The organism is Methanobacterium paludis (assembly GCF_000214725.1).
Lineage (GTDB): Archaea > Methanobacteriota > Methanobacteria > Methanobacteriales > Methanobacteriaceae > Methanobacterium_C > Methanobacterium_C paludis.
The window spans coordinates 2351636-2374318 of record NC_015574.1 but is presented as its reverse complement, the minus strand read 5'-3'; the positions used below and the strand labels follow the sequence as shown (position 1 = coordinate 2374318).

General features: G+C 36.8%; 28 protein-coding genes and 2 tRNA genes. 19 read left to right on the top strand and 11 right to left on the bottom strand.

Annotated features, from left to right (window positions below):
- Nucleotides 1-80 precede the first annotated feature (80 nt).
- From MSWAN_RS11375 to MSWAN_RS11345, 7 genes are all read right to left on the bottom strand, one after another.
- On the bottom strand, nucleotides 81-395 hold the full coding sequence (locus MSWAN_RS11375; RefSeq protein ID WP_227716965.1) for a carboxymuconolactone decarboxylase family protein: 315 nt from the start codon (nucleotides 393-395) through the stop codon (nucleotides 81-83).
- A gap of 222 nt (nucleotides 396-617) precedes the next feature.
- Nucleotides 618-1460: a 16S rRNA (adenine(1518)-N(6)/adenine(1519)-N(6))-dimethyltransferase RsmA gene (gene rsmA, locus MSWAN_RS11370; protein WP_013826796.1), complete on the bottom strand. Its 843-nt coding sequence runs from the start codon at nucleotides 1458-1460 to the stop codon at nucleotides 618-620.
- A 62-nt stretch (nucleotides 1461-1522) separates the two neighbouring features.
- Nucleotides 1523-2101, bottom strand: coding sequence for a DUF655 domain-containing protein (locus MSWAN_RS11365; RefSeq protein ID WP_013826795.1), 579 nt, complete (start codon nucleotides 2099-2101; stop codon nucleotides 1523-1525).
- 84 nt (nucleotides 2102-2185) lie between these two features.
- Nucleotides 2186-2518, bottom strand: coding sequence for an RNA polymerase Rpb4 family protein (locus MSWAN_RS11360; RefSeq protein WP_013826794.1), 333 nt, complete (start codon nucleotides 2516-2518; stop codon nucleotides 2186-2188).
- 5 nt (nucleotides 2519-2523) lie between these two features.
- Complete coding sequence (locus tag MSWAN_RS11355; protein ID WP_173361665.1) at nucleotides 2524-2814, bottom strand: 50S ribosomal protein L21e; 291 nt, start codon at nucleotides 2812-2814, stop codon at nucleotides 2524-2526.
- A 408-nt stretch (nucleotides 2815-3222) separates the two neighbouring features.
- Complete coding sequence (locus tag MSWAN_RS11350; protein ID WP_013826792.1) at nucleotides 3223-4470, bottom strand: tRNA pseudouridine(54/55) synthase Pus10; 1248 nt, start codon at nucleotides 4468-4470, stop codon at nucleotides 3223-3225.
- Between the two features lie 157 nt (nucleotides 4471-4627).
- Nucleotides 4628-5959, bottom strand: a complete 1332-nt coding sequence (locus MSWAN_RS11345) for a signal recognition particle protein Srp54 (RefSeq protein WP_013826791.1) — start codon at nucleotides 5957-5959, stop codon at nucleotides 4628-4630.
- 616 nt (nucleotides 5960-6575) lie between these two features.
- Here MSWAN_RS11345 and hpt point away from each other — a divergent pair.
- From hpt to MSWAN_RS11260, 17 genes are all read left to right on the top strand, one after another.
- On the top strand, nucleotides 6576-7148 hold the full coding sequence (hpt, locus tag MSWAN_RS11340) for a hypoxanthine/guanine phosphoribosyltransferase (RefSeq protein ID WP_013826790.1): 573 nt from the start codon (nucleotides 6576-6578) through the stop codon (nucleotides 7146-7148).
- An 81-nt stretch (nucleotides 7149-7229) separates the two neighbouring features.
- The gene (gene dph2, locus MSWAN_RS11335; protein ID WP_013826789.1) at nucleotides 7230-8222 is read left to right on the top strand and encodes a diphthamide biosynthesis enzyme Dph2; all 993 of its coding nucleotides are present in this window, start codon (nucleotides 7230-7232) and stop codon (nucleotides 8220-8222) included.
- A 344-nt stretch (nucleotides 8223-8566) separates the two neighbouring features.
- Nucleotides 8567-9136 (top strand): exosome complex RNA-binding protein Csl4, encoded by a 570-nt coding sequence (locus tag MSWAN_RS11330; RefSeq protein WP_013826788.1) that lies wholly within the window; start codon nucleotides 8567-8569, stop codon nucleotides 9134-9136.
- A gap of 1 nt (nucleotide 9137) precedes the next feature.
- The gene (locus MSWAN_RS11325; RefSeq protein ID WP_013826787.1) at nucleotides 9138-9407 is read left to right on the top strand and encodes a DNA-directed RNA polymerase subunit L; all 270 of its coding nucleotides are present in this window, start codon (nucleotides 9138-9140) and stop codon (nucleotides 9405-9407) included.
- On the top strand, nucleotides 9397-10086 hold the full coding sequence (locus MSWAN_RS11320) for an endonuclease dU (RefSeq protein WP_013826786.1): 690 nt from the start codon (nucleotides 9397-9399) through the stop codon (nucleotides 10084-10086). Before MSWAN_RS11325 ends, MSWAN_RS11320 begins: the two co-directional genes overlap by 11 nt.
- Before the next feature lie 236 nt (nucleotides 10087-10322).
- Nucleotides 10323-10736: an NUDIX domain-containing protein gene (locus tag MSWAN_RS11315; protein ID WP_013826785.1), complete on the top strand. Its 414-nt coding sequence runs from the start codon at nucleotides 10323-10325 to the stop codon at nucleotides 10734-10736.
- A 155-nt stretch (nucleotides 10737-10891) separates the two neighbouring features.
- Complete coding sequence (locus MSWAN_RS11310) at nucleotides 10892-11209, top strand: transcription factor S (RefSeq protein WP_013826784.1); 318 nt, start codon at nucleotides 10892-10894, stop codon at nucleotides 11207-11209.
- A 56-nt stretch (nucleotides 11210-11265) separates the two neighbouring features.
- Nucleotides 11266-12126: a hypothetical protein gene (locus tag MSWAN_RS12375; RefSeq protein WP_013826783.1), complete on the top strand. Its 861-nt coding sequence runs from the start codon at nucleotides 11266-11268 to the stop codon at nucleotides 12124-12126.
- A 15-nt stretch (nucleotides 12127-12141) separates the two neighbouring features.
- Nucleotides 12142-12876, top strand: coding sequence for a proliferating cell nuclear antigen (pcna) (pcn, locus tag MSWAN_RS11300; protein ID WP_013826782.1), 735 nt, complete (start codon nucleotides 12142-12144; stop codon nucleotides 12874-12876).
- Between the two features lie 2 nt (nucleotides 12877-12878).
- Nucleotides 12879-13940 carry a DNA replication complex subunit Gins51 gene (locus MSWAN_RS11295; protein ID WP_013826781.1) on the top strand — a complete coding sequence of 354 codons (1062 nt, stop codon included), beginning with the start codon at nucleotides 12879-12881 and terminating at the stop codon, nucleotides 13938-13940.
- 135 nt (nucleotides 13941-14075) lie between these two features.
- On the top strand, nucleotides 14076-14354 hold the full coding sequence (locus MSWAN_RS11290; RefSeq protein ID WP_013826780.1) for a 50S ribosomal protein L44e: 279 nt from the start codon (nucleotides 14076-14078) through the stop codon (nucleotides 14352-14354).
- Between the two features lie 9 nt (nucleotides 14355-14363).
- Nucleotides 14364-14549: a 30S ribosomal protein S27e gene (locus MSWAN_RS11285; protein ID WP_013826779.1), complete on the top strand. Its 186-nt coding sequence runs from the start codon at nucleotides 14364-14366 to the stop codon at nucleotides 14547-14549.
- Between the two features lie 168 nt (nucleotides 14550-14717).
- A complete protein-coding gene (locus MSWAN_RS11280) occupies nucleotides 14718-15497 on the top strand; it encodes a translation initiation factor IF-2 subunit alpha (protein ID WP_013826778.1) in 780 nt (259 codons plus the stop codon).
- On the top strand, nucleotides 15494-15676 hold the full coding sequence (locus MSWAN_RS11275) for an RNA-protein complex protein Nop10 (protein ID WP_013826777.1): 183 nt from the start codon (nucleotides 15494-15496) through the stop codon (nucleotides 15674-15676). Before MSWAN_RS11280 ends, MSWAN_RS11275 begins: the two co-directional genes overlap by 4 nt.
- A complete protein-coding gene (locus MSWAN_RS11270; protein ID WP_013826776.1) occupies nucleotides 15677-16450 on the top strand; it encodes a proteasome assembly chaperone family protein in 774 nt (257 codons plus the stop codon).
- A gap of 450 nt (nucleotides 16451-16900) precedes the next feature.
- Nucleotides 16901-18139: a TIGR00375 family protein gene (locus MSWAN_RS11265; protein WP_013826775.1), complete on the top strand. Its 1239-nt coding sequence runs from the start codon at nucleotides 16901-16903 to the stop codon at nucleotides 18137-18139.
- A 232-nt stretch (nucleotides 18140-18371) separates the two neighbouring features.
- A complete protein-coding gene (locus MSWAN_RS11260; protein WP_013826774.1) occupies nucleotides 18372-18638 on the top strand; it encodes a hypothetical protein in 267 nt (88 codons plus the stop codon).
- Between the two features lie 490 nt (nucleotides 18639-19128).
- On the opposite strand, the gene MSWAN_RS11255 is transcribed toward MSWAN_RS11260, so the two are convergent.
- From MSWAN_RS11255 to MSWAN_RS11240, 4 genes are all read right to left on the bottom strand, one after another.
- Nucleotides 19129-19203 (bottom strand) — tRNA-Arg (locus MSWAN_RS11255).
- Nucleotides 19204-19312: 109 nt separating this feature from the next.
- Nucleotides 19313-19386 (bottom strand) — tRNA-Arg (locus MSWAN_RS11250).
- Between the two features lie 9 nt (nucleotides 19387-19395).
- The gene (locus MSWAN_RS11245) at nucleotides 19396-20106 is read right to left on the bottom strand and encodes a proteasome assembly chaperone family protein (protein WP_013826772.1); all 711 of its coding nucleotides are present in this window, start codon (nucleotides 20104-20106) and stop codon (nucleotides 19396-19398) included.
- Between the two features lie 15 nt (nucleotides 20107-20121).
- Complete coding sequence (locus MSWAN_RS11240; protein WP_013826771.1) at nucleotides 20122-20583, bottom strand: hypothetical protein; 462 nt, start codon at nucleotides 20581-20583, stop codon at nucleotides 20122-20124.
- A gap of 396 nt (nucleotides 20584-20979) precedes the next feature.
- Here MSWAN_RS11240 and frhA point away from each other — a divergent pair, with 396 nt between their 5' ends.
- On the top strand, nucleotides 20980-22200 hold the full coding sequence (gene frhA, locus MSWAN_RS11235) for a coenzyme F420 hydrogenase subunit alpha (RefSeq protein WP_013826770.1): 1221 nt from the start codon (nucleotides 20980-20982) through the stop codon (nucleotides 22198-22200).
- A gap of 9 nt (nucleotides 22201-22209) precedes the next feature.
- Complete coding sequence (gene frhD / locus MSWAN_RS11230; RefSeq protein WP_013826769.1) at nucleotides 22210-22683, top strand: coenzyme F420-reducing hydrogenase, FrhD protein; 474 nt, start codon at nucleotides 22210-22212, stop codon at nucleotides 22681-22683.

The window sequence follows — 22683 nt, the reverse complement described above, 5'->3', positions numbered from 1 at the left end:
TAAAAAATTAAAGATTTTTACAAAATTTTTATTAAAAAAAATTCTTATTTAAACCTATTAAAAAAACTTAAAAGGATTATTTATTCCAGTTTAAAACCTTCAATAGCAGCTGGAAGACATTCAAGCACAGCTGCAAGTCCAGAAAGATGTAAATTCAGCACTACAGCACTGGTCACTTCTTCTCTGGTGGCTCCTATTTTTTTGGCCATCATTGCGTGCATTTTAACTCCCTGAGGATTTCTATTGGCAGTTTGAATGGCTAGGTTAATGAGCTGTTTGGTTTTGGGGTCCAGTCCTTTAAGGGAGATCTGTGCTTCAACCAGCTCATTGAACTTACCTGCAAGTTCTGGAAATTCATTTTGAAATATTTCATAGGGGTTTTGATCCATCTTCATCAATCCTATTTTTTAATCAATTCAGTTGTGCATAAAATTTTACTCAATCACTATTATTTTCTTAGTAATAAATATTTTAATGACGAATCTTAATCTTATCTTGAATATAAAATTCTTGTAGATATAAAAATTCTTCGTTATAACGCTCAATCAATTTCAATGTTAGTCCATTTAATTCCCAATTTAACCCCTTAATTTAATTAAATTTAACTTAATTAAGTTTTAAGCTTTAAATTCATTTAAAACAACTTTAAGTTCCTTTGAAATGGCCATTATTTCATTTGGTTCTAATTTAAAAACCTTATCAACCAAAAAATCTGATTTTAAGTTCGAAACCACTTTTTTAGCTGATTTTTTGTCCATATCGTCTATTTCATGGAATGAATCAAGCAGAGCGTTTCGCACATTCTTCTTCTTGTGCTGGAACAACGCCCTCACAGTCTTTAAGAAGAATTCATCAACACCAGATTCTGCAGCATTTTTAGGAGTTAACTTAATAACTGCCGATGATACTTTGGGTTTGGGGAAAAATGAGTCCTTTGAAACCTCAAATAGAAACTCAACTTTTGAGCAGAAATGCATCATAACTGAAAGCCGTGAATAATTCTTTTCTCCAGCTTTTGCAACCATTCTGTCTGCAAATTCCCGTTGATACATGAGTATGGCGAAATCAAACTTGTTTTTGAGGAGTTTGAATGTTATTGGGGATGATATCTTGTAGGGGAGGTTTGAAACAACCTTATTGAACTCTGGAAACTCCATTTTGGTTGCATCCCCAACAATGACGTTGACGTTAGAAACACCGAGATCTTCGAGCCTTTCTATTAAAACTTCTGCAACCTTTGAATCCTGTTCAACTGCAAAAACATGCCTTACCCTCTTTGCAAGTGGAATGGTCAAGGTTCCAATACCCGCCCCGATTTCAAGCACTGTATCTTCCGATGATAACTCTGCGTTAGTGATTATTTTTGAGAGCACAGTTTTGTTTACGAGATAATTTTGACCCTTTCGTTTGTCAAGTCTTATATCCTGTTTTTTTAGTATTTTGAGGGTCTCAGACAACATTTATGTACTCCTAAAAAAAGATGTTAAAAAAATAGTATGGAAATAAATTTAATTGGATTAAGTTAAACAGGCTTTTTAGGAGGTCTCGTGAAGAGAATATACTTCCTTTTTCCCTTTTGTTCTCCTGTTGCTTCAAGTTCCAGAAGGACACGTTTTGCAAGGAGTTTTACAGGGTCTGCAAGCATGGGGACCCGTTTTTTTATATCTTCAAAGCTTTCAAATTTCTTTTCCTGCCTTGCATCTATTATGTCCCACATATGCTTTTTACCTATTCCGGGCAGAAGCTCGATTTGATGCAGCCTTGTTGATATTGACCCAGCTTCATTGAAGAATTCAACAAATTTTTCCTCTTTGGCCTTTATGATCTCTTCTATAACATAGCTGAGCTCTAACTTTGCAGTGGCTGTGAGTGTATCGTACTTAATTCGCCTGTTCACACGTGCTATTTTTTCCCTTTTTCCTGAGCCTATGTAAACCTTTTCATGTATATCCAGTTGAGCACTTTCCTTCGGAACGAGTTCAAGGATAGTAAACTCTTCTGTACCCACAGCCTGAGCCAGAGGATTCCGTTTAAATGAAGGCGCACCTTCCCTAACATAACCTAAAGGAAGATAATCAAGGATAATTGCATAATCTTCCATTCAACCACCCGGATGGTTTTTTTATTTATTCAAGACCATAAGGTCTTTTAGTCACACTAAAATTTTTACACTAAATTTTTTGAGTTATTCCCTGTACTTATTTACTACTTCTAGTACCTGTTCTAACTCTTCTTTTTTATGTGAACCCCTTTCTTTAGCAAATATCAGCCTCAGATCCGCCAGATCTAAGGGCATAACATCTGCTATTTTGATAGCTTGAGTTTTCTTCACGATCTCCTGAAGTTCCTCAACCAACTTGTCTGCAGATTCAACTTCAAGTTTTGAAAACTTTGTAGCATGATCTAAAGCAAGATTCTGCTCGTATGTGAGATCATAACTCTCTGAAAGCCCACCCAGCATTGTTTTAACATCTGCAACCGTGATAGGATCGGTTTCTATCACTTTTTTTCCAATCATCAATATCACTCTTGCATTTTAAGGTGTTCTGGTCGTATTATCAATTTTTTAGCTTTATTACCATCGTTTATCTGTACTATATATGCACGTCCCCTTCTATTTGCGACTCTACCGGTTTGACCATGGAAACGGGGATGTGGCTGACCTTTTTGAATGCTTGGGTCGATTATTATATGAACGAGATCATCTTCATTGAAGATCTGTATTCTTTTGGTTATGTTGTTTGCTCTAACGGGCCTTATACTCTTTTTAAGTTTGAAACGTGTTTTACTTCTAAAACCTTTTGATCTTTTCACCATGTTTGAACCTCCATTTCAACCTTTTAAAGGTTGATCAAGTGACTAAATGTCAAATTGAATTCATTTATATGAATATTACTAGTGGATCTATATCCAATTTCTATGTTAATACTATGGATTTAATGTTTTTATTTTGTAAGCATATCATCCGTAATCATGTATCAACAACTCTAGTTCAAATGAAAAAGCTGATCCAGGAATACTTTAAAATTCGTTTGAAATCAGATATAATATTCTTTTGAAATTAGATATAACTTGAACCTACAAAATCTGAAATTTCAGATATTTTACAATGTATTTTTTTTGTTTAATGTAGTTGATACAATGGTTTGCAGGGAATCTAATATATATTTGATCATGCTATTGATTCTTTTAACTTATATAATACTTATGTTCTGGTAACTCTTAAATGTTCACTTCCAGAACATCAAGCTTTACACACTTTGCAGGGGTTCCAAGTACCTCTGATACGCTGGGTTTGGTTCTAGATTCATCACTAGATATGAGTTCCTTGATGTAGAGTCCCCCTTCACATTCTATTACAAGTTCAAGAGTTTTTGCATCTAGTTTTTTGAACTCCATATTTCTAACCTCACGTGTGCGTATTTTATCGGCACGCCTGTGGGATACTCTTATGGGTGTGCGCTGTTTTATGATCTTAATGGAGTTTAAAGATCTTAAAACTTCATCCTCCACCTCATCCTCAAGTTCTGCAATGGCACGGTAAACTTTGTACGTATCTGTTGATGAGGTCTTTATCTGGCTGCGCCTCTCTTTACCAACAAATTTCATGTTTAAAATTTCAACCTTTCCTTCTGCATGTTTGTTTACATTTTCCTCAAGCTCTTCCAGGTCAATATCCCTCAGCTTGGGCTCTTTGATCTCTAGTACAAAAGGCCTTCCATTTCCAAGCATTCTAACGTCTATATCTTCACGGCCGGCCCCGTGGAATTTAGAGGATGAACCTTGTGTGGCTTTCACGGCATCTGGAGATACTAGCTCTTCAACAGATTCCTGGTACATCTTACCTGTGAAATTACATCTTTCACATCCTTTTCCTTTGCATTTGGTGCAGGGCCATTTTGTCTGGGGAATACCTCGTAAAAGCTTCCTGTAACGGCCTTCAATGAAGAGGGGATTGGTCTGAAGTTCAATATTCCCATTTTTAAAGTCTATCATCACAACGAGATTGGGGTTGTCGAATTCTACCTCTTTTCCAAGTTTCGATGAAAGGGCTTTACCAATCTCCCGGTTAAGTTCTTTTTTAATACTTTCAACGTCAATATAAAGTTCTTTCTGGATTTTTGCCTCATTTTCCAGGATTTCAGGTTGAACCTTGCATCCAACCAGAAAGTTCGAAAATTCGATTCCAGAATCAGTTATTTCCTTAATTATCCTGTCTACAATGTTTTCATCTTCCAGATCCACCTGGTCGAAGATGTTACTGCAGACATGACATTTACTACTATTTAAATCATTTTGAGGCAGGTTGTAACCGTTTTGAGAGAGAATTTTCCTCACGTATTCTCCCCTTTCCATGTTTCCAGGGGCATCTATTATCTTAGAGAAATTTCTGCCTAAACATCTGTTGCAGAGTTTTCCTTCTGTAATTTCGATAATTTTAACTGCTTTATCTCGTATTTCAAATTCCATTTTTACCTCATCCATAATAATAGGACTTATATCTATTTAATTCTGTAATTTCTATTTAAAAATGAAAATTAGTGAGGGTCTTATTCAAGTTCCTAAAAATTTGTCTAAAAATGATTGAATAAGGATAAAAATTCCTAAAATCATTTTAAGTTTTTAGTTACCTCATCATTTGACGCATCATTTGACCCATTGGCCCGCCCATTTTCCTTTTTCCAAAGCCTTTAATGGCCTTTTTCGTGACGTTGTAGTATTTCATAAGCTCTTTAACATCTTCATTACGCATACCAGATCCGCGAGCTATTCTTTTAACCCTTGACTGTTTAATGACCTCAGGATGTTCAAGTTCGTATTCGGTCATGGAATCCATGAGTATTTTGTACTTACCAAGCTTTTCTTCCGTCATTTGGGAGGCATTTTTTGGAAGTTTACTTCCCATACCAGGGATCATGTTCATAACCTGTTTCATCGGACCCATCTTGTTCATCATCTCGAACTGGGAGTACATATCCTTGAGTGTGAATTTACCACTCATCATAGCATCGACAGAGTCCATATCAATGTCATCTTTAGCTATTTCCTCGGCCTTTTCGATCAGGCTTCTTATATCGCCCATTCCCAGTAACCGGGATATAAAACGTTCTGGATCGAAGGCTTCAAAGTCATCAACCCTTTCTCCTGTTCCTATAAATTTGATGGGGGCTCCAATTTCTGCCACAGCCGAAAGAGCACCTCCACCTTTTGCAGAACCGTCGAGTTTGGTGATGATTATGGATCCTATCTTGGTGGTTTTGCTGAATGCAAGAGCCTGCTCTCTTGCCTGCTGACCTATGGTTCCGTCGATAACAAGTATTACCTCGTCAGGCTTGACAATTGCAGAGATCTCTTCCATTTCATCCAGTAAATCCTTTTCTTCCTTATGACGTCCTGCAGTATCCACAATTATGAGGTCCTGTTTTTTAAACTCATTCAAACCCTTTTTGGCAAGATCCAGAGCATCTTTATTTTCAGGATCTCCGTAAAGAGGCAGGTTCATATTTTCAGTCAGCTGGCGCAGCTGTTCGTAGGCTGCAGGTCTCCATGTATCTGTACAAATGATCGCTGGATTGAAACCTTTCTTCTGAAGATAGCGGGAAATTTTACCAATTGTGGTGGTTTTACCACTTCCCTGAAGCCCTACAAACAGTATTTTGTATGGTTTTTTGTCTATCTCTACTTCCTGGGCCTTTTCTCCCACGAGATTCACGAGTTCTTCATAGACGATCTTTATAACGTGTTCCTTGGGTGTGACACCCTTTGGAGGCTCCTCATTCAGGGCACGGTCCTCTATGGTCTTGGAGAGGTTTAGTACCAGCTTTATGTTAACATCCGACTGGATAAGAGCCCTCTGAATATCTTTTATAACTTCTTTTACGACTTCCTTGTCGATTATGCTCATTCCTGCCAATTTTTTCATGGTATTGGTCAGATTTTTGCCCAGATTGTCTAACATGATTCTCACCGGTGTCTTAAACACTTATAATCAATTTCTATAATATTAACTTCTTTTTCATAACAAATAAAAATACAGTATTATGCTATGGGGTTTACTTTTGAAATATGAATTATTTAAATATAATCTGTAAACTATAACTCATATTATATGTAGTATAAATTAATTTTTATACACTAAGTATATAGATGATTTAAGTTCATGTATCTTGTTATGGACAATGATTTAGGTAATGATTTAATCAGTTTTAATCTATATTTATCATATTAAACTTGCCCATAACCCGATTTGAAATCTAAAAATTTTTATTTCAAAGACATAAACAGTATAAACGGTTAAAAATTTTATAATAGTTAAAAATAATAAAAAAGAGTAAAATTGAATTCATTGAAACGTATATTAAGAAATTGACTCAAAAAAATTAATTAAAAGTTTATTGGACTTAAGTTGTGTCCAAACAAACTCAACTCACATAAACTCAACTCACATCTTTCCACTCAGATTAGTTAGTTCCTTTTAGATAATTCCTAAAGATAAGTTCCTTTTAGATAACCCTAAAGATAATTCTTTAAAAGATAATTCTTTAAATAATCAAAATCCGATTCATGGTGATAGAATGTTTGAAAAGCTTAAAAAAAGTTTAATAGAGGCTCCTGTAGTAAAAAAAGGAGATTATGATTATTTTGTGCATCCGATAACCGACGGTGTTCCACTTGTTGTTCCTGAAATCCTTGAAGAAGTTGCAGATGGAGTTTCAAAGTTTGGAAATATGAATGTGGATAAGATAGTATGTGTTGAAGCAATGGGAATCCACATTGCAACAGCATTATCCCTTAAAACAGGAATACCATTTGTAGTTGTTAGAAAACGTTCTTATGGGCTTGAAGGTGAAGTTGCTGTCCATCAAATGACAGGTTACAGCGAAGGAGAGCTTTACATAAATGGACTTAACAGCGGGGATAGAATAATTCTTGTTGATGATGTTGTGAGCACAGGCGGTACTATGATAGCGGTCCTTAAGGCTCTTAAAGCTATAAAGGTTGATATAGTGGACGTAATGGCGGTAATAGAAAAGGGCAAAGGAAAATGTATAGTTGAAGATGCCACAGGGGTCACAGTTCGCAGCCTTGTTAAGTTGAATGTGGTGAATGGAAAGGTCGTAATTAAGGGAAGTATTGATGAGTCTTAGGTATGGCTTGTGGACGAATAACTGGGTTAATCAATGATTTAATTGCCATTAAAAAAATCTCTAAGATGAGATGGGGATGAGATGTTGGACTACGAATTCAAGGTAAACGAGATCATAGAAAGAATAAAGGAAAAAAATATAAAATCTGTTGGACTGCAGTTTCCAGAAGGCCTTAAAACTTATGCTACCGATGTTGCAAGACAAATCGAAGACGAGACAGATGCATTTACTTTGATATCAGCTGATCCATGTTACGGGGCATGTGATGCTGCAGACGTGGACATGGCTGGTGCGGTTGATCTGCTGGTTCATTTTGGGCATACAGCGCTCCCGCTGGACTACGATGTACCCGTACTTTTTGTTGAGGCCCAATCCAACATGGATGTAATGGGTGCTGTCGGCAGTTCTTTGAGTCTCCTTGAAGGATATGAACGTATTGGATTAGTTACAACAGCCCAGCACTTGCATCTTCTTGATGAAATAACCAGTTTTCTTGAGGGTAATGGGAAGAAAGTCGTGATGAAAGAGGGATCAGGTACGCAGAAGGGTCAGGTTTTGGGGTGCAACTTTTCAGCCATAAAAGACCTGGATATTGATGCAGTTCTCTACGTTGGAAGCGGGAACTTCCACACACTTGGCATCAAACTTTTCACAGATAAACCCGTTGTAATAGCTGATCCATACATGAATGATGCTCGAGATATTGATGAATTTGCAGATAGAATCATGAGAATTCGTTTTGCAAGGATAGCAAAGGCTGCAGACGCAAAAAGATTTGGAATAATTGTTTCATCCAAGAAAGGCCAGTCCAGACTGGACCTTGCAAAAGTTTTAAAGAATATGATTGATAAAGAAGAAAGAGAAGCATTTATAATCGTGATGGACGATATTTCACCCGAACTTTTAGTACCTTTTAGAGATTTGGATGCTTTCGTGGTGACAGCATGCCCAAGGATAGCTATAGATGATTCTAAAATGTATAAAAAACCGCTTTTAACCCCTCCAGAGCTTGAGATAGTCCTTGGTAAAAGGGAGTGGGAAGACTATGAGATGGATGAAATTAAATATGATTGAGCCGATCTGAGATAACATTGCAAATTAACATTGCAAGATTTAATTAAAAAACTGAAATGGGTCGTATAATGGCTTTAAGAAGTTTTTATGAGGGTCAGCCGATGTTAGTTATTATTTCACAAGTTTTATCTCACATTAAATATTTCCTTAACTATTTATTACAATGGTTTATAAAAAGATAACCAAGCTTAATATAACAACATATAAATAATGTGTAAAGGAGAAATTTGATTCTTATAGGTATAAAAGATCTATAGGTTAAAAATTTATAAACGCATGTTAAAAATTTGTAAGATAGTTGAATTCATGAAATTCATATACTTATTTTAAGTTGAGGTGAATCAATGAAAACCAAATCTGGAGATTTTGTTCTGCCCGGTGACGCTTTAGGAGTTACCGAAGAGTTTGTCCCGTCAGAGGGGACTTATGAAGAAGATGGTGAAATAAGGTCCCTTACGGCCGGAACAGTTTCTATGGATAATAAAAATAAGAAGATATCAATAATCCCAAAAACAAGCTCTCCTTCAGTACTAAAAAATGGAGTAGTTGTTTTCGGTCAGATATCAGAGGTTAGGGGTCAGCGCGCCCTTATGAGGCTAGAAGGAATTAAGGGCAAAAGCAGAAGTCTTGTAACATCCTTTTCAGGAGCGATACATATATCTCAGGCTGATAAGGGATATGTGGCCAAATTATCCGATGAATTTAGGATTGGAGATCTTATTGAGGCAAGAGTGACCAAGGTCATGGGTATAGACAACGTTGACCTTACAACAGCCGAAGATGAACTCGGAGTTATAAAGGCAATGTGTACCAACTGCAGGCACTTCATGAAAAGAACAGACAAAAATGAAGTCACATGTCCAAATTGTGGAAGAAAAGAGAAAAGAAATATTTCTTCAGAATATGAGGGGTAAAATGAAGATATTAAAAGATACAAAAAAGGAATTGGAAATAGAAATCACAGGGGAAACTCACACACTCTGCAATACTTTAAGAAAGACTTTAATGGAAGATGAGGATGTTGAGGCAGCAGCATACGTTATTGATCACCCGATCATAGGTGAACCTAAGCTGTATATTAAGGCTAAAAATCCTCGAAAATCGCTTAAGAAAGCTGCAGAGACAGTTAAATCAAGGTGTGATGAGTTTAAAAACCTCATAGAACCTTTTAAAGATGAAAAGTAAAGATCCAGATATAGAGATCAATAAAGATCCAGATAAAAAAGGGATCTACAAAGATCAAAACAACAACCATCCTGATAATCATGATCAAAACAGGAAATTCAGAATAATAAAGCAAGAAATAAGGATTCTGGGGATTGATGATGCTCCATTCACACCCCACACTCAAGGTCCTGTTATGGTGGTAGGTACTGTCTTCAGAGCAGGGGTCTGGCTTGATGGCGTCTTAAGAACCTACATCCAGGGTGACGGTACAGACTCAACCGAGAAAATAACCGACATGGTGAATGGTTCCAGGCACAAAGACCAGCTTGGTGTCATCATGCTTGACGGTATAACCTTCGGGGGATTTAACGTTGCAAACATCCATCAGATCTTCCATGAAACAGGAATACCTGTTATAGTTATAATGAGAAAGCAACCAAATTTTGATAGGATAAAAAAAGCCTTAAAAAAGTTTGGTGACTGGGAAAAGCGTTGGAATAATGTTATCGATGCCGGAAATGTGCACAAGGTCGAAAACAATGAGCCTGTCTACATTCAGACGTGTGGAATTGGAGTTGATGATGCAGAAGAAATAGTAAGGCTTTCTGCAACTCGAAGCGCCATACCCGAACCTATTAGGGCGGCCCACATAATAGCGGCGGGTGTTACAACAGGAGAGTCAAAAGGCAGTGCGTAATTCGATTAATCTCATCAGAAACTAGTATTAAACTCTTTTTAAATTGTGGATCTAATAAGTTAATTGCATAAAACCAAATATTAAATGGGTAGATAAAATTTATGAAGTCAAAATATTCTATAGAAAATATTCTATGAGTTAAATAAATTGAATAGTTAAGTGTTTTAGTTAAGAATTAATCTTAAAGTTTAATTTAATCATAAATAATCGACGTCTTAAGACAGGGAAGTGTTCCTATTAAAAACCCTCTTTTAACTGTAGATACCGTAATACTGTGCGATGTTGAGTCGATAGTACTCATCAAACGAAAAAACAACCCATATAAAGGATTTTGGGCCCTGCCTGGTGGTTTTGTTGAGTACGGTGAGACAGTAGAATCAGCGGCCATGAGGGAAACCAAGGAGGAAACAGGCCTTGAAGTGGAGCTCGACAGAATCGTTGGAGTATACTCGGATCCTAAAAGGGACCCGAGAGGACACACAGTATCGGTATGTTTTCTAGCCCGTAACATCCAAGGGAATCTCAAAGCAGACACAGATGCGGCTGATGTTGAATGTTTCCCTCTTCATGAAATTTCGGAACTTGAACTGGCATTTGACCATGGAAAGATCATTGAAGATGCTTTGAACATCTTGAAATTTCAAGAATAATTTAAAAAAGATAATAAATTTATACTTGATCAATAAAATCTAAATTTTAAATTAAAATTTTTAACATATTTAATACAAATCAGGAATACCCCGCAGTAGATTACATCACTTAAATACCATTATTACTAATTTGTTAATATATCAGGAGGATTTAAATGGAATTTTGTCCAAAATGTGGAACAGTCATGTTTCCTCAAGGGGATTGTTTTGAATGCAAAAAATGCGGATACAAAGAGGATATAACAAAAGAATCAATGAGTGAATATAAAGTTTCTGAGAAAGTGAAAGCCAAAGAGAGCATAATATTTACAAGCGATGACATCCAAACATTACCCACAACCAAAGCCATCTGCCCCAAATGTAAAAACAAAGAAGCATCCTGGTGGCTTCAGCAGACAAGAAGGGCTGACGAGTCAGAAACAAGATTTTTAAGATGCACCAAATGTGGATACACATGGCGTGAGTACGATTAATAAGGATTCAAGTTAAAAAAATATGGTCCAATTTATGAGTATTTATGGAGAATAATATGTCGGATAGTTCAGATAAGGTTTCAGGGGATATGGGGGAAGGAAATAGTTCACTGAATGATAAAGATAAGAATGATAAAAATAACGATAAAACTAAAGATAATTCTTTTAATTCATTCTTATCGGACATCAAAGGATTCATTGAGCAGTTCAAGGAGTTGCTTGAGCGGGATCTAACTCATCATGATAATCCCGAAAAAAAGCATGTGGATGAAACATCCAAAACTTCTAAAACAGAACTACAAACTTCTAAAACAGAACTACAAACTTCTAAAACAGAACCACAAACTTCTAAAACAGAACCACAAACTTCTAAAACAGAACCACAAACTTCTAAAACAGAACCACAAAAGCCCGGAGTTTCTGAAGGTGGGCAGGAATCCCCAAAATCTGAGGTTTCTGAAGATCTTAAATCCTCTGAAGACTCAAATGCTAAAGATGATCATGAGTTTCCATTTGTAGAACACCTCATGAAATATGAGAGTTTCAGGACTTTGAAATCCAAAAAAGAACGCATAGCTCAGTTTACTGCTTTATTTGTGGGTATTATTCTCATAATTTACGGTTTAATCATGATGTCCAGTCCAGTTACTAAGGTAGCTGACAACGTTATGTTCGGCGAAACAGCAATGTTCGCAGCTTTCTTAATGTTAGTTGGTGTATTTGTAATAGTGGCGGCATTTTATCAGAAATTACTGTCTGCCACGTTCCTTAAAAATATACATTCAGAACTTGAAGTTGCTGAGGGAAGAAAAGGCCCAGTTGATACTTCAAAAGAAAACTCAAAGAATACTGCAGATGAAAATGATAATAAGGTAGATAAGAATAAGAATAATATAACTGGAGAAGATAAAAAATAGATAAGGAGGACGAAAATGTTCAAAGCGGTTTTAAGCGATTCAAACATTCTAAAGACTAGTTTCGATGCAATATCTTCAATTGTGGACGAAGTTCAGATGAAGGCAGACAGCGATGGATTAAGGTTAGACGCACTTGACAGGTCTCACATCACATTTGTGCACCTTGAATTCAAATCAGCACTTTTTGATGTGTACCAGTGCGATGAACCCCTCAAGATCAACGTTGACACCGAAGAACTAATGAAGGTTCTAAAAAGGGCAAAATCAGAGGATATTGTTGAGCTCACAGTTGACGAAGGGAACTTCATACTTACATTTGAAAATGAAGCAAGGCGTACATTCAAAATAAGGCTTATAGACATAGAATATGAGGCTCCAAGTCCTCCTGAGCTTGAGTATCCAACTGAATTTGAGATACCATTTTCACTGCTTAAAGATTCAATACAGGACATAAGCATAGTTTCTGACAAAATAGCTTTGATAGTGGATGCTGACAAATTAATTGCCTCTGCAGAAGGAGAGTTTGGGGATGCAAAGATTGAGTATCTCCACGGTGAGAAAATCACAGAAAATGCAAAGTCGGTTTTTTCACTTGAGAAAATAAAAGAGATGCTGAAAGCAGATAAATTCTCTGAAACAGCTGTACTAAAATTAGGAAATGATATGCCACTTAACTTGTCATTAAAAATGGTCTCAGAAGAAGGTGAGCTAACATTCCTTTTAGCTCCAAGGATAGAAAGTGAGGAATAGGGTTGGATGAATTTTTCCAAGTATTAAGGGAGATCCAAAAAAAGGAGCGGAGTTTAAGTGGTTTATCCAGTATTGGGGATAATTTCTACGATGAAGTTTCCAACTACCTTAACCGGCTCATGAAGAAGATAGATGATAATCCATTCTCTTTTGAATCGTATCTTCTTAGGGACGCTCAGAGAATCGTGGAGGAGATCTGTGAGCGAAGAGAACATAAAATAGCAAGCAGTGCAGTTATGAATGTCCAGAGGGGACATCAGCTCTTCAAAGAATCCAACGGTAAGAAAAGAAGGGTTAAGGAAAATCCAATTGCAGTTCCAATGAACTCCACCTCAGAGGAGGAAAACCTGTATTTTGAAATGGTTGATTCCATTATCAAATACAGGAAGAACATGACCGCGCCCTTAAAATCTTACATTCAGAAGAATCATGGAAATCTGATTGAATCCCCGGTAAAAGCCTCAGCAACGGTTATTACAGATAAAGTTATTACAGATAAACCAGTATCAACTGAAACAGTATCAAAAACTGTAGAGATTGAACCTGTATCAACTAAACCCGTTGCAAACGAAACTGCACCCGCAAACGAAACTGCACCCGCAAACGAAACTGCACCCAATATTCCCGTATCGGATATTTCCACCAAAGCACCTAAGTCTGAAAAAAAATTTGAAGATGAAGCTGTTGCAGGGTTTGAGAATCAAATATACGAAATATATGGTTCTGAACCTTCAAAACGAGATTCCGGAGTTAAAGAAACTTCAAAAAGCCAGGAAAGTGCAGAAGATTCAGGTTCAGAGGGTTCAATTTCAGAGGTAACCACAGTTGGTGTGACCGCATCTGGATCTGTAGATGAATCTCCAGTTAAAGCTGTGAAAACTGTTCATGCTAAAAAGAGTTCAATAGAGACTTTGATGATGCTTGATGAGCTTCCATCAATTGTGGGTGTTGATAAGAATGTTTATGGCCCTGTATCTCCCCAGGATGTCATCACCATACCCGAGCCAAATGCAAGGATCCTGATAAAGAACAAGAAGGGAAGATCTATCCAAACATATAAATAAACAATAAATGATAAATAAGTCCAATATAAATTAGACAGATTAGACTTTTTATAACAAGTTTAATATTAATAATTTGTAGTAGGTTTAAATAAGCAAATATAACATGACTTATTTTTACGTTAAAGAGGTGATTATATGAAGATTCCGAAAGAAAGGAGAACTTACTGTCCAAGTTGTAAGAAACATACCATTCACGAAGTATTTGAATCAAAAAGAAGAAAGGCAAGCGAACTTAAATGGGGTCAACGTCAGTTCAGGCGTGTTACTGCAGGTTACAGGGGTTACCCAAGGCCGCTTCCATCAAGAAACAAACCGATCAAAAAACTGGATCTACGATACAAATGCAAAGAATGTGGAAAAACCCATATAAAAAGATCCTCATTCAGAACTGGAAAAGTAGAATTCAAAATGTAGGGTGGTTAAATGGCAAAATTCAGAAGTAACAAAAGCAACTTCTTAAGGGTTAAATGCACAGACTGTGGAAACCAGCAAATAGTCTTCGACCATGCTGCATCCAACGTTAAATGTATAATCTGCGGAAAAACCTTGGTAAGATCCCAGGGCGGAAAATCCCAGATAAGGGCTCAGATCATTGAAGTACTCGATTAATTAGAGTACGACTAAAAAACCAGGATAAAGGAATTGTTAATAGTTCCTTTAATCTTGATTTAAGGGTTAAATTCCCTTTATTATAAGGTTGAATATAATAACCTTATTATCAGGTTAATAATGTAATAAATATATAATAAATATTTATTAGACATATTAGGTGTTCTAATGGTAAGAATGAGAAAACAATGGCCAGATGAAGGAGATTTGGTGGTAGGAACGGTTCATAAAGTTCTAAACTACGGGGCCTTCGCAAGCCTTGAGGAATATGATGATAAAGAAGCATTTATCCATATATCCGAGGTATCATCCGGTTGGGTGAAAAATATAAGGGACTACGTACGTGAGAACCAGAAGATCGTTGCAAGGGTTCTGCGTGTTAATCCTCAAAAGGGACACGTTGATGTTTCCCTTAAAAGGATAAGGGAAGATCAGAGGACAAGAAAGATCCAGCAGTGGAAGATTGAGCAGAAGGCAGAGAGACTCCTTGAATTTGCTGCAAAAAAACTCGGAAAAGATCTGGAAACAGCCTATGAAGAGGTCGGATACGGCCTTATGGATGAATTTGGAGATCTTTACGGTGTATTTGAAATATCAGCAGAAGAGGGTGTTGAATCTCTTAAAGAGAGTAAATTAAGTGAAGAATGGGCTGTTGCAATTACAGAAGTTGCTAAAAGAAACATATCCCCACCTGAAGTCCATATAACTGGTTATGTTAATTTACACTCCTACGCACCTGATGGTGTTGAAGTTATAAAAAGAGCACTTGGTGCCATAGACAAGGAAGGAATTTCAGTGCAGTGTGTAGGTGCCCCACGGTATCGATTGATGGTCAAATCATCTGACTACATCACAGCAGAGACTCTACTTAAAGAAGCTGCTCAGCAAGCTATAGACGTTGTTGAAGAAGAAGGCGGCGAAGGTAACTTCCAACGTGAATTAGAATGAAAATGAAAATGAAGAGGTGTATGTCCTGTAGGGAGTACACACTTCAGGATGTATGTCCCTACTGCGGAGGAGATGTAGGGATTGTTTACCCGCCTAAATATTCTCCGGAGGATAAGTACGGGAAGTATAGACGAATTCTTAAAAAGCAGCTCTTAAAGAGCGGCAAAGGAGTTGGTTAGATGGATAAGACTTTCATTAAAATGATAGAGAATGTTGAACTCACCGAACCCATATTCATAGAGGCTCTTCCTGGACTTGGACATGTGGGAAAATTGGTTGCAGAGCACATGATCCATGAATTAGGTGCAGAAAAATTTGCAGAGCTTTACTCACCTTCATTCCCACCTCAAGTTTTTGTAGGTGAAGATGGAACCATCGAACCCATGAAAAATGAGTTTTACTTCCTCAAATCACAGGGAGAAACTGAAAGGGACTACATAATACTTGTCGGAAACACCCAAGGACTTAGTCCAGAGGGCCAGTACGAAATATGTGGAAAGATAATTGATTTTGTTTCAGGATACGGTGTGAAAGAAATCTACACCTTAGGAGGTCTTGGAACAGGACAGGCAGTTGAAACTCCCAAGGTCTTTGGAGCAGCAACCACAGTAGAACTGGCAAAAATGTTAGAAGACCATGAAGTAACTTTAAGATCTGCAGATGGCGGAATAATAGGTGCATCCGGACTTTTATTAGGGCTTGGAATGGCCAAAGGAATGAACGGTGTGTGTTTAATGGGTGAAACCCCGGGCTACTTCATAGATGCCGATGCTTCAAAGGCAGTTCTCACAGTACTACTTGAAATACTCAAAATAGAGATCGACATAGCTAAGCTTGAAGAAAGGGCTGAAGAAACTCGAAAGATGATATCAAAAGCCCAGCAGATGGAAAAAGAAGTATCCGAAAGGATGAACATTGTGCCCGGTGAGGAAGACCTCCGTTACATTGGATGATCTAACTCAAGGAACACTACTAAATTCTTTTTTTACTAAACTTTTTTCTACTAAATTCTTAAATTGAATCTATTTTAAATTATTTTTTACATCAAATCATTATTTTAATAATCTTTTTAATACTCCCTTGTTCCCTCATTTTTGTTAATTCCTTTTTTTAATCTATTTATTAAAAAATCCTAGATTTAAAAAATTAATTCCCGGGTTTTTTGGTTTAAACAATGTATTAAAATTTAGTACAAATCTTATTCTCAAACAAGTCTTATTCTCAATTTTTAATTGTAATCTTAAATGTTTTTGATTTCAGATAATTTTGAAAAATTATAAAAGAATTAAGGTTGAAAAGAAGTTTAGAACTTGATTAAAATGTACTAAAATTGTTTATCAACTGAAAATTAAGTTCTTATTTAACTCTTGTCAATACTTCATTCAAAAGGTACAGGTATAAACATGATAATAAACGCGGACTTTCATATTCACGGCAAATACTCCATGGCAACCTCTAAAAACATGTCCCCAATCACCATTGCACCTCAAGCAAAGCTTAAAGGATTAGATCTTGTGGGTACAGGTGATGCACTCCATGGCAAATGGCTCCAGATCATAGAGGAAACTACAGAAGAGACATCTGATGGAATATTCTCTTTAAAAGATGGATTAACTGATCCAGAAGAGGGATCAAAGGAGGAAACAAAGGAGGTATCACAAAACATAGAGGAAAAAGGGAATTTAGAGTCTAAGTTTATTTTAACAACCGAAGTTGAGGATATGAAACGAGTGCACCATGTTATAATATTCCCATCCCTTGAATCTGCCTACAATTTGCGTGGAAAACTCAAGGGAAACATGGATGCAGACGGCAGACCCCGTGTTAGAATGAAAGGTGATGAGATAATGGAGTTAGCCCATGATCAGGGCTGCATTATAGGTCCAGCCCATGCTTTCACGCCTTGGACAAGCATCTACAAGGCATACGACAGTGTATGTGATTGCTATGGAAAAAAACCGGATTTTCTTGAACTTGGACTTTCAGCTGACACAGACATGGCAGATATGATTGAGGAACTTCAAGACATACCCTTCTTAACTAACTCAGACGCCCATTCTGCTTGGCCGCACAGACTTGGTCGTGAATTTAATAAGATGGAACTTAAAGAATTATCATTCGATGGTATCAAACATTCAATTCTGAACAAGAAGATACACTCCAACTACGGCTTTGACCCCCGTCTTGGTAAATATCATAAAACTGCATGCTCCAAATGTTATAAAAAATACGAAATTGAGGATGCCATAAAAATGAACTGGCGCTGTCCCTGTGGTGGCAAAATAAAAAAAGGTGTTGATTACAGGATATACGAGCTTTCCAAATGGAAAAAGCCTCACCATCCACAACACAGACCTCCTTACATTCACATACTCCCCCTTGCAGAAATAATTAGTTTAACTTACAGTAAAGGTGTTACAACGGTGTTCGTGCAGAAGATCTGGAAGGAGATGGTTCATAAATTTGGAAACGAGATAAACGTGCTTATCCACGCACCACTTGAGGAGATCGAAGAGGTGGATCCAAAGCTTAAAATAGTTATAAATGCCTTCAGGACGGGTACTCTCCACATTGAATCTGGCGGTGGCGGAAAATACGGTGAGATAATGCTGGAACACAATACGCTCGACAACTACATTTAATATACCTTTAATATTCTTTTTTTTATTAATCTGAGTTTTATTTAATTGCTTACATATCTAAGATTATTGAATGAATCTTTTTTTCTCAATTGGGTTATTCTTTTCCCGGGGTTAATTCAAAAGGGCCTTCTTTAAAGATATATGATGTTTTGATTGATCATTTTAACTATGAAAAAGCTCCACATCATATTTAAATGGGGAACCATAGAAATATTGAAAAGAGGGTGGTTAAGTGAATCTCAAAGCTAGTGTTGGTATATGTAGAAAAACTGACAATAATGAAGATAAACTGGTTATATTACCCAAAGATCCTGAAATGTTTGATAATAACGAATTTGTAGTTATTATTGGGGCTGATGAATTTCTTAACTTCGCAGACGGCATAAATGGAATCATAAAATTTATGGAAAGTATGAAAGAAGGATCTAACATGAATTTAAAGAATATGGATGTTGAAGCGCCCAGAAAAACTAGTTTCATAACGTTTATTGACTTATGAAAAACATTATAAAGTATGAAAGATTACTTTTTATAAGAAAACTAAAAAAAACAATGAGTTGGTGTGAAGATGGATTATGCTATAACAATTGCAATGGTCATTATAATAGGAATGATCTTAGTCTCATTAATGACACAATTAATCAATAGGGACGCTATAGATTAATAGATTTAAGATTAAGTTTTATTCAGAATAAATGCTATTTTTCATTATTTTTTTATTTCAATACTTGGATTTTCAATACCTGTTAACTTCATGGAAATTTAATACATGATTGACTGATTGATTAATTAGTTTGTTCGTTTAGATTCGTAAAAATGGACGTTCTATTTAATTATAATTTCTATAACTAATTTGTATAACTCTAAATTTTTAACTTAGATTATTATTAAAAAACAATTCATTAGTTATAAAAATGGTCTAAAACAAACAAGTTAGATCAATGATCAACGTCTAAAAAAGTTTAATAGAAATTCTTAAAATAGATAAACGGACCCGCGGGGATTTGAACCCCGGACCTTCAGATTAGGAGTCTGATGCCCTGTCCAGACTAGGCTACGGGCCCTAAAGATTTAGGGATTTATTTTTAAGTATTTGATTTTAATTAATCCCCATCGTAATTCTAGATAACTCTATCTCATATTTCAATGTTTCTAAAAGAAGTTTATATTTAACGGACCCGCCGGGATTTGAACCCGGGACCTTCGGATTAGAAGTCCGACGCCCTATCCAACTAGGCTACGGGCCCAAATGATAATTACATGTATATTGGAGACTCTGCTTCACCTTGAACGTGCTTTGCAAGTTCTTTGAGTCTTGCTTCTATTTCTTCTGCTTCTTTTATAAGTGGCTCCGCATTCACATCTATATTCAACATCCTATTTAAAACATTCACTACACTTGCTGCTGCTCTTGGATCTGGGTACTGATTCAAGACCTCTGCAAAGAGACATGAGGCTTGAATATTTTTTGTGGTAGTTCTTGTGAGAAGGGTGCCTGATAGTCCATTAACATTTCCAAAGGGTAAAATTGGTACTTCAATATCTTCCAATCTTTTTAAACCATCCTTTGAATTTGCAGCACCTGTAACACCGTTGGTTTTTTGACCCACAACAATGCTGTTGAAAGTTATAAGTTCTTTGCTATTGTTTATGTCCATCCAGTCAACGATCACGTTGGCCATATCATAGGTAATGGTTGGTGGGATTGGGAAGTCTGATAGGAATAAAACTATTCCATCTGAGCTGTATATCCTGAAGGGATTTAGTGCCATTCCTTTGTAGAGAACTGCAATTGGAGGAAAATCCCTTGAATCTATATGTCCTATTTGTTTCATATTGAGCTCTTCAACAAGGAGCCATCCTATGATATTTCCTATAAGGCCTAATTCAGGTGATCCTTCAAGGACCACTGCATCTTCTACATCTTCTGAGATTATTCTACAGCATTCGACTTCTGTCTCAACCATTTTAACCATCCACTTTTATGCGTTGTCTCCGGCTCCTTCAACAAATGCGCCAGTTGTAGAGTTTAACATTATGTAACCAGCTGATTTACCATTTTGAACAAGTGTCACAATATAATACTTCTTATCTGAGGACAATGTCGCAGTACCTACGGTTACGCCTTCTTGGCCTATATACTGTTTTGCTGCTGTTTTAGCTGCACTGGCTGATATCACAGTACTACCTCCAGTTTTGCTCGTTCCAGAGGATGAATAAACTTCTGTTCCAGTAGTCTGTCCCTGTCCGGAAGATGAACTTAACCCGGAAGATGAAGATCCTTGACTTGTATCTTGACTCTGCGTAGTGGTGGTACCAGTAGTAGCAGCGCTAGGCTGCCATAAGCTGCTGATATTTTTGTTGTTGTTAATTTGATAACCTGCTGCAGCAACACCTATTAAAAGTACTATCACAACAGATAGCAAGATTTTTGTGTCTATCATTAGCTCACCTCTAACTTAATAGGTTTTAACATTTATACAATAGTTATCATGTTCAATTGTCTTTATCTAATTTCATATTAAGATTTAATTGTATAATTGGTATTTACATTTATACTTTTCATTAACCTTAATCTTTTACAATGTATTGTGAAAATAACTTATAAAATTTGCCATGGAACAAATTTGCCATGCAAGAATTTTTAAAAATGCATATGATTTACTAATCAATATGATCTTAGATTATGATTCTTCACAATTTAAGGACGAAGTTACCATTTTAGTTTTTTATTATATATATAATTTTCAGTTTACACTTTAAAGAAAAGCTTATAATATTATAGTATATTAATAGAGAAATCGATGTTCATTAGATATTAAAAACAAGAGGTGATACATTTGAGCGAAACTATTGTTATCTCGCCTACATCACGACAGGAAGGTCACGCAGAACTGCGTATGGACGTCGATGATGAAGGAATTGTAACTAAAGGTCGATACTTTAGTATAACTCCAGTGAGGGGACTAGAAAAAATGGTTACGGGCAAAGTCCCAGAAACTGCACCAGTAATGGTACAGAGAATCTGTGGTGTTTGTCCAATACCTCACACATTAGCATCTGTAGAAGCTATAGATGACTCTCTAAATATAGAGGTGCCAAAAGCAGGTAGACAGTTAAGGGAGCTTACACTAGCAGCACACACCATTAATAGTCACGCTATTCACCACTTCCTCATAGCAGCTGATTTTGTTCCAGAAGATCTCTTTGCAACCGCTGTGAAATCAGTTTCAGAAATAAGGAAAACAGTACAACAAGTTGTTGACACTGTTGCTGGTGAAGGTATTCACCCATCTGATGTTAGGATCGGTGGAATGGCCCAAAACATAAGTGAAGTAGCAAGAAAGAGATTATACGCAAGACTAAAAGCATTAAAACCAAAAGTAGACGCACATGTTGATCTTATAGTGGGTTTAGTTGCTGACAAAGGATTACCTGAAGGTCTTGGTGTCCACAATCAACCAACCTTAGCTACACACCAGACTTACGGTGACAGAACCAAATTTGATCTTGATAGGTTCACAGAAATAATGCCAGAAAGCTGGTATGAAGACCCAGAAGTTGGTAAAAGAGCATGCTCAACCATACCACTCTACGACGGCGTAAATGTAGAAGTGGGTCCAAGGGCAAGGGCATCCGTATTCCACGGTTTCAAAGGACAAGGTGTTGTTGCACAGCACGTTGCTAGAGCAATGGAAATGAAAATAAACCTGTCAAAAGCAATAGACATACTCGCAGAACTTGATACATCAGCACCAGTAAGGGCAGACTTTGATGTTAGAGGAACAGGCAAACTGGGAGTAGGTGCTATAGAAGGTCCTCGTGGTATGGACGTGCACATGGCAACAGTCACACCTGAAGGTAAAATTGGTTATTACAGCGCTTTAGTACCAACAACCTGGAACATTCCAACAATGGGACCTGCAACTGAAGGATTCCATCATGAGTTTGGTCCACATGTAATAAGAGCATACGATCCATGTTTATCCTGCGCAACCCACGTTATAGTGGTAGATGATGAAGACAGGAGCGTTCTAAGGAACGAAATGGTCAGGATTTAAGGGGAGAACATGCCATACGATGCAGAGATATTAGTTATTGGCTGTGGAAACATCTTGTTTAAAGATGATGGATTTGGACCAGCAGTTATAAAAGCCTTAGAAGAATCAGAAGAACACGAACACCGTTTACCAGAGAACACAATGCTTATAGACGCAGGAACGGGAGGTCCACATTTCATATTCACACTTCCTCAAGAATGCTGGAAAAAACTTATAATAGTGGATATTGTACAGTTTGGAGCCGAACCTGGAACACTAAGAATATTTGACGTTGATGAACTACCAGAGGGTTCATATGAAAATGTACATTCATGGCCTGTAAGCCAGCCTTTACATGACCTCAGCAAAACATATGAAGTCATGGTAATAGGATGCCAACCAGAAACAATCTCTGCCCCTGATGTTGAATTAGGTTTAACAAAAAGTGTGGAAAATGCCATTCCCGAGGCCATAAACATGATTTTAAAAGAAATAGGGGTTTAA

Coding starts and splice junctions, on each gene's coding strand:
- MSWAN_RS11375 (WP_227716965.1), bottom strand. CDS start 395: ATGAAGATGGATCAAAACCCCTATGAAATATTTCAAAATGAATTTCCA.
- rsmA (WP_013826796.1), bottom strand. CDS start 1,460: ATGTTGTCTGAGACCCTCAAAATACTAAAAAAACAGGATATAAGACTT.
- MSWAN_RS11365 (WP_013826795.1), bottom strand. CDS start 2,101: ATGGAAGATTATGCAATTATCCTTGATTATCTTCCTTTAGGTTATGTT.
- MSWAN_RS11360 (WP_013826794.1), bottom strand. CDS start 2,518: ATGATTGGAAAAAAAGTGATAGAAACCGATCCTATCACGGTTGCAGAT.
- MSWAN_RS11350 (WP_013826792.1), bottom strand. CDS start 4,470: ATGGAATTTGAAATACGAGATAAAGCAGTTAAAATTATCGAAATTACA.
- MSWAN_RS11345 (WP_013826791.1), bottom strand. CDS start 5,959: ATGTTAGACAATCTGGGCAAAAATCTGACCAATACCATGAAAAAATTG.
- hpt (WP_013826790.1), top strand. CDS start 6,576: ATGTTTGAAAAGCTTAAAAAAAGTTTAATAGAGGCTCCTGTAGTAAAA.
- dph2 (WP_013826789.1), top strand. CDS start 7,230: ATGTTGGACTACGAATTCAAGGTAAACGAGATCATAGAAAGAATAAAG.
- MSWAN_RS11330 (WP_013826788.1), top strand. CDS start 8,567: ATGAAAACCAAATCTGGAGATTTTGTTCTGCCCGGTGACGCTTTAGGA.
- MSWAN_RS11325 (WP_013826787.1), top strand. CDS start 9,138: ATGAAGATATTAAAAGATACAAAAAAGGAATTGGAAATAGAAATCACA.
- MSWAN_RS11320 (WP_013826786.1), top strand. CDS start 9,397: ATGAAAAGTAAAGATCCAGATATAGAGATCAATAAAGATCCAGATAAA.
- MSWAN_RS11310 (WP_013826784.1), top strand. CDS start 10,892: ATGGAATTTTGTCCAAAATGTGGAACAGTCATGTTTCCTCAAGGGGAT.
- MSWAN_RS12375 (WP_013826783.1), top strand. CDS start 11,266: ATGTCGGATAGTTCAGATAAGGTTTCAGGGGATATGGGGGAAGGAAAT.
- pcn (WP_013826782.1), top strand. CDS start 12,142: ATGTTCAAAGCGGTTTTAAGCGATTCAAACATTCTAAAGACTAGTTTC.
- MSWAN_RS11290 (WP_013826780.1), top strand. CDS start 14,076: ATGAAGATTCCGAAAGAAAGGAGAACTTACTGTCCAAGTTGTAAGAAA.
- MSWAN_RS11285 (WP_013826779.1), top strand. CDS start 14,364: ATGGCAAAATTCAGAAGTAACAAAAGCAACTTCTTAAGGGTTAAATGC.
- MSWAN_RS11280 (WP_013826778.1), top strand. CDS start 14,718: ATGGTAAGAATGAGAAAACAATGGCCAGATGAAGGAGATTTGGTGGTA.
- MSWAN_RS11275 (WP_013826777.1), top strand. CDS start 15,494: ATGAAAATGAAAATGAAGAGGTGTATGTCCTGTAGGGAGTACACACTT.
- MSWAN_RS11270 (WP_013826776.1), top strand. CDS start 15,677: ATGGATAAGACTTTCATTAAAATGATAGAGAATGTTGAACTCACCGAA.
- MSWAN_RS11265 (WP_013826775.1), top strand. CDS start 16,901: ATGATAATAAACGCGGACTTTCATATTCACGGCAAATACTCCATGGCA.
- MSWAN_RS11245 (WP_013826772.1), bottom strand. CDS start 20,106: ATGGTTGAGACAGAAGTCGAATGCTGTAGAATAATCTCAGAAGATGTA.
- MSWAN_RS11240 (WP_013826771.1), bottom strand. CDS start 20,583: ATGATAGACACAAAAATCTTGCTATCTGTTGTGATAGTACTTTTAATA.
- frhD (WP_013826769.1), top strand. CDS start 22,210: ATGCCATACGATGCAGAGATATTAGTTATTGGCTGTGGAAACATCTTG.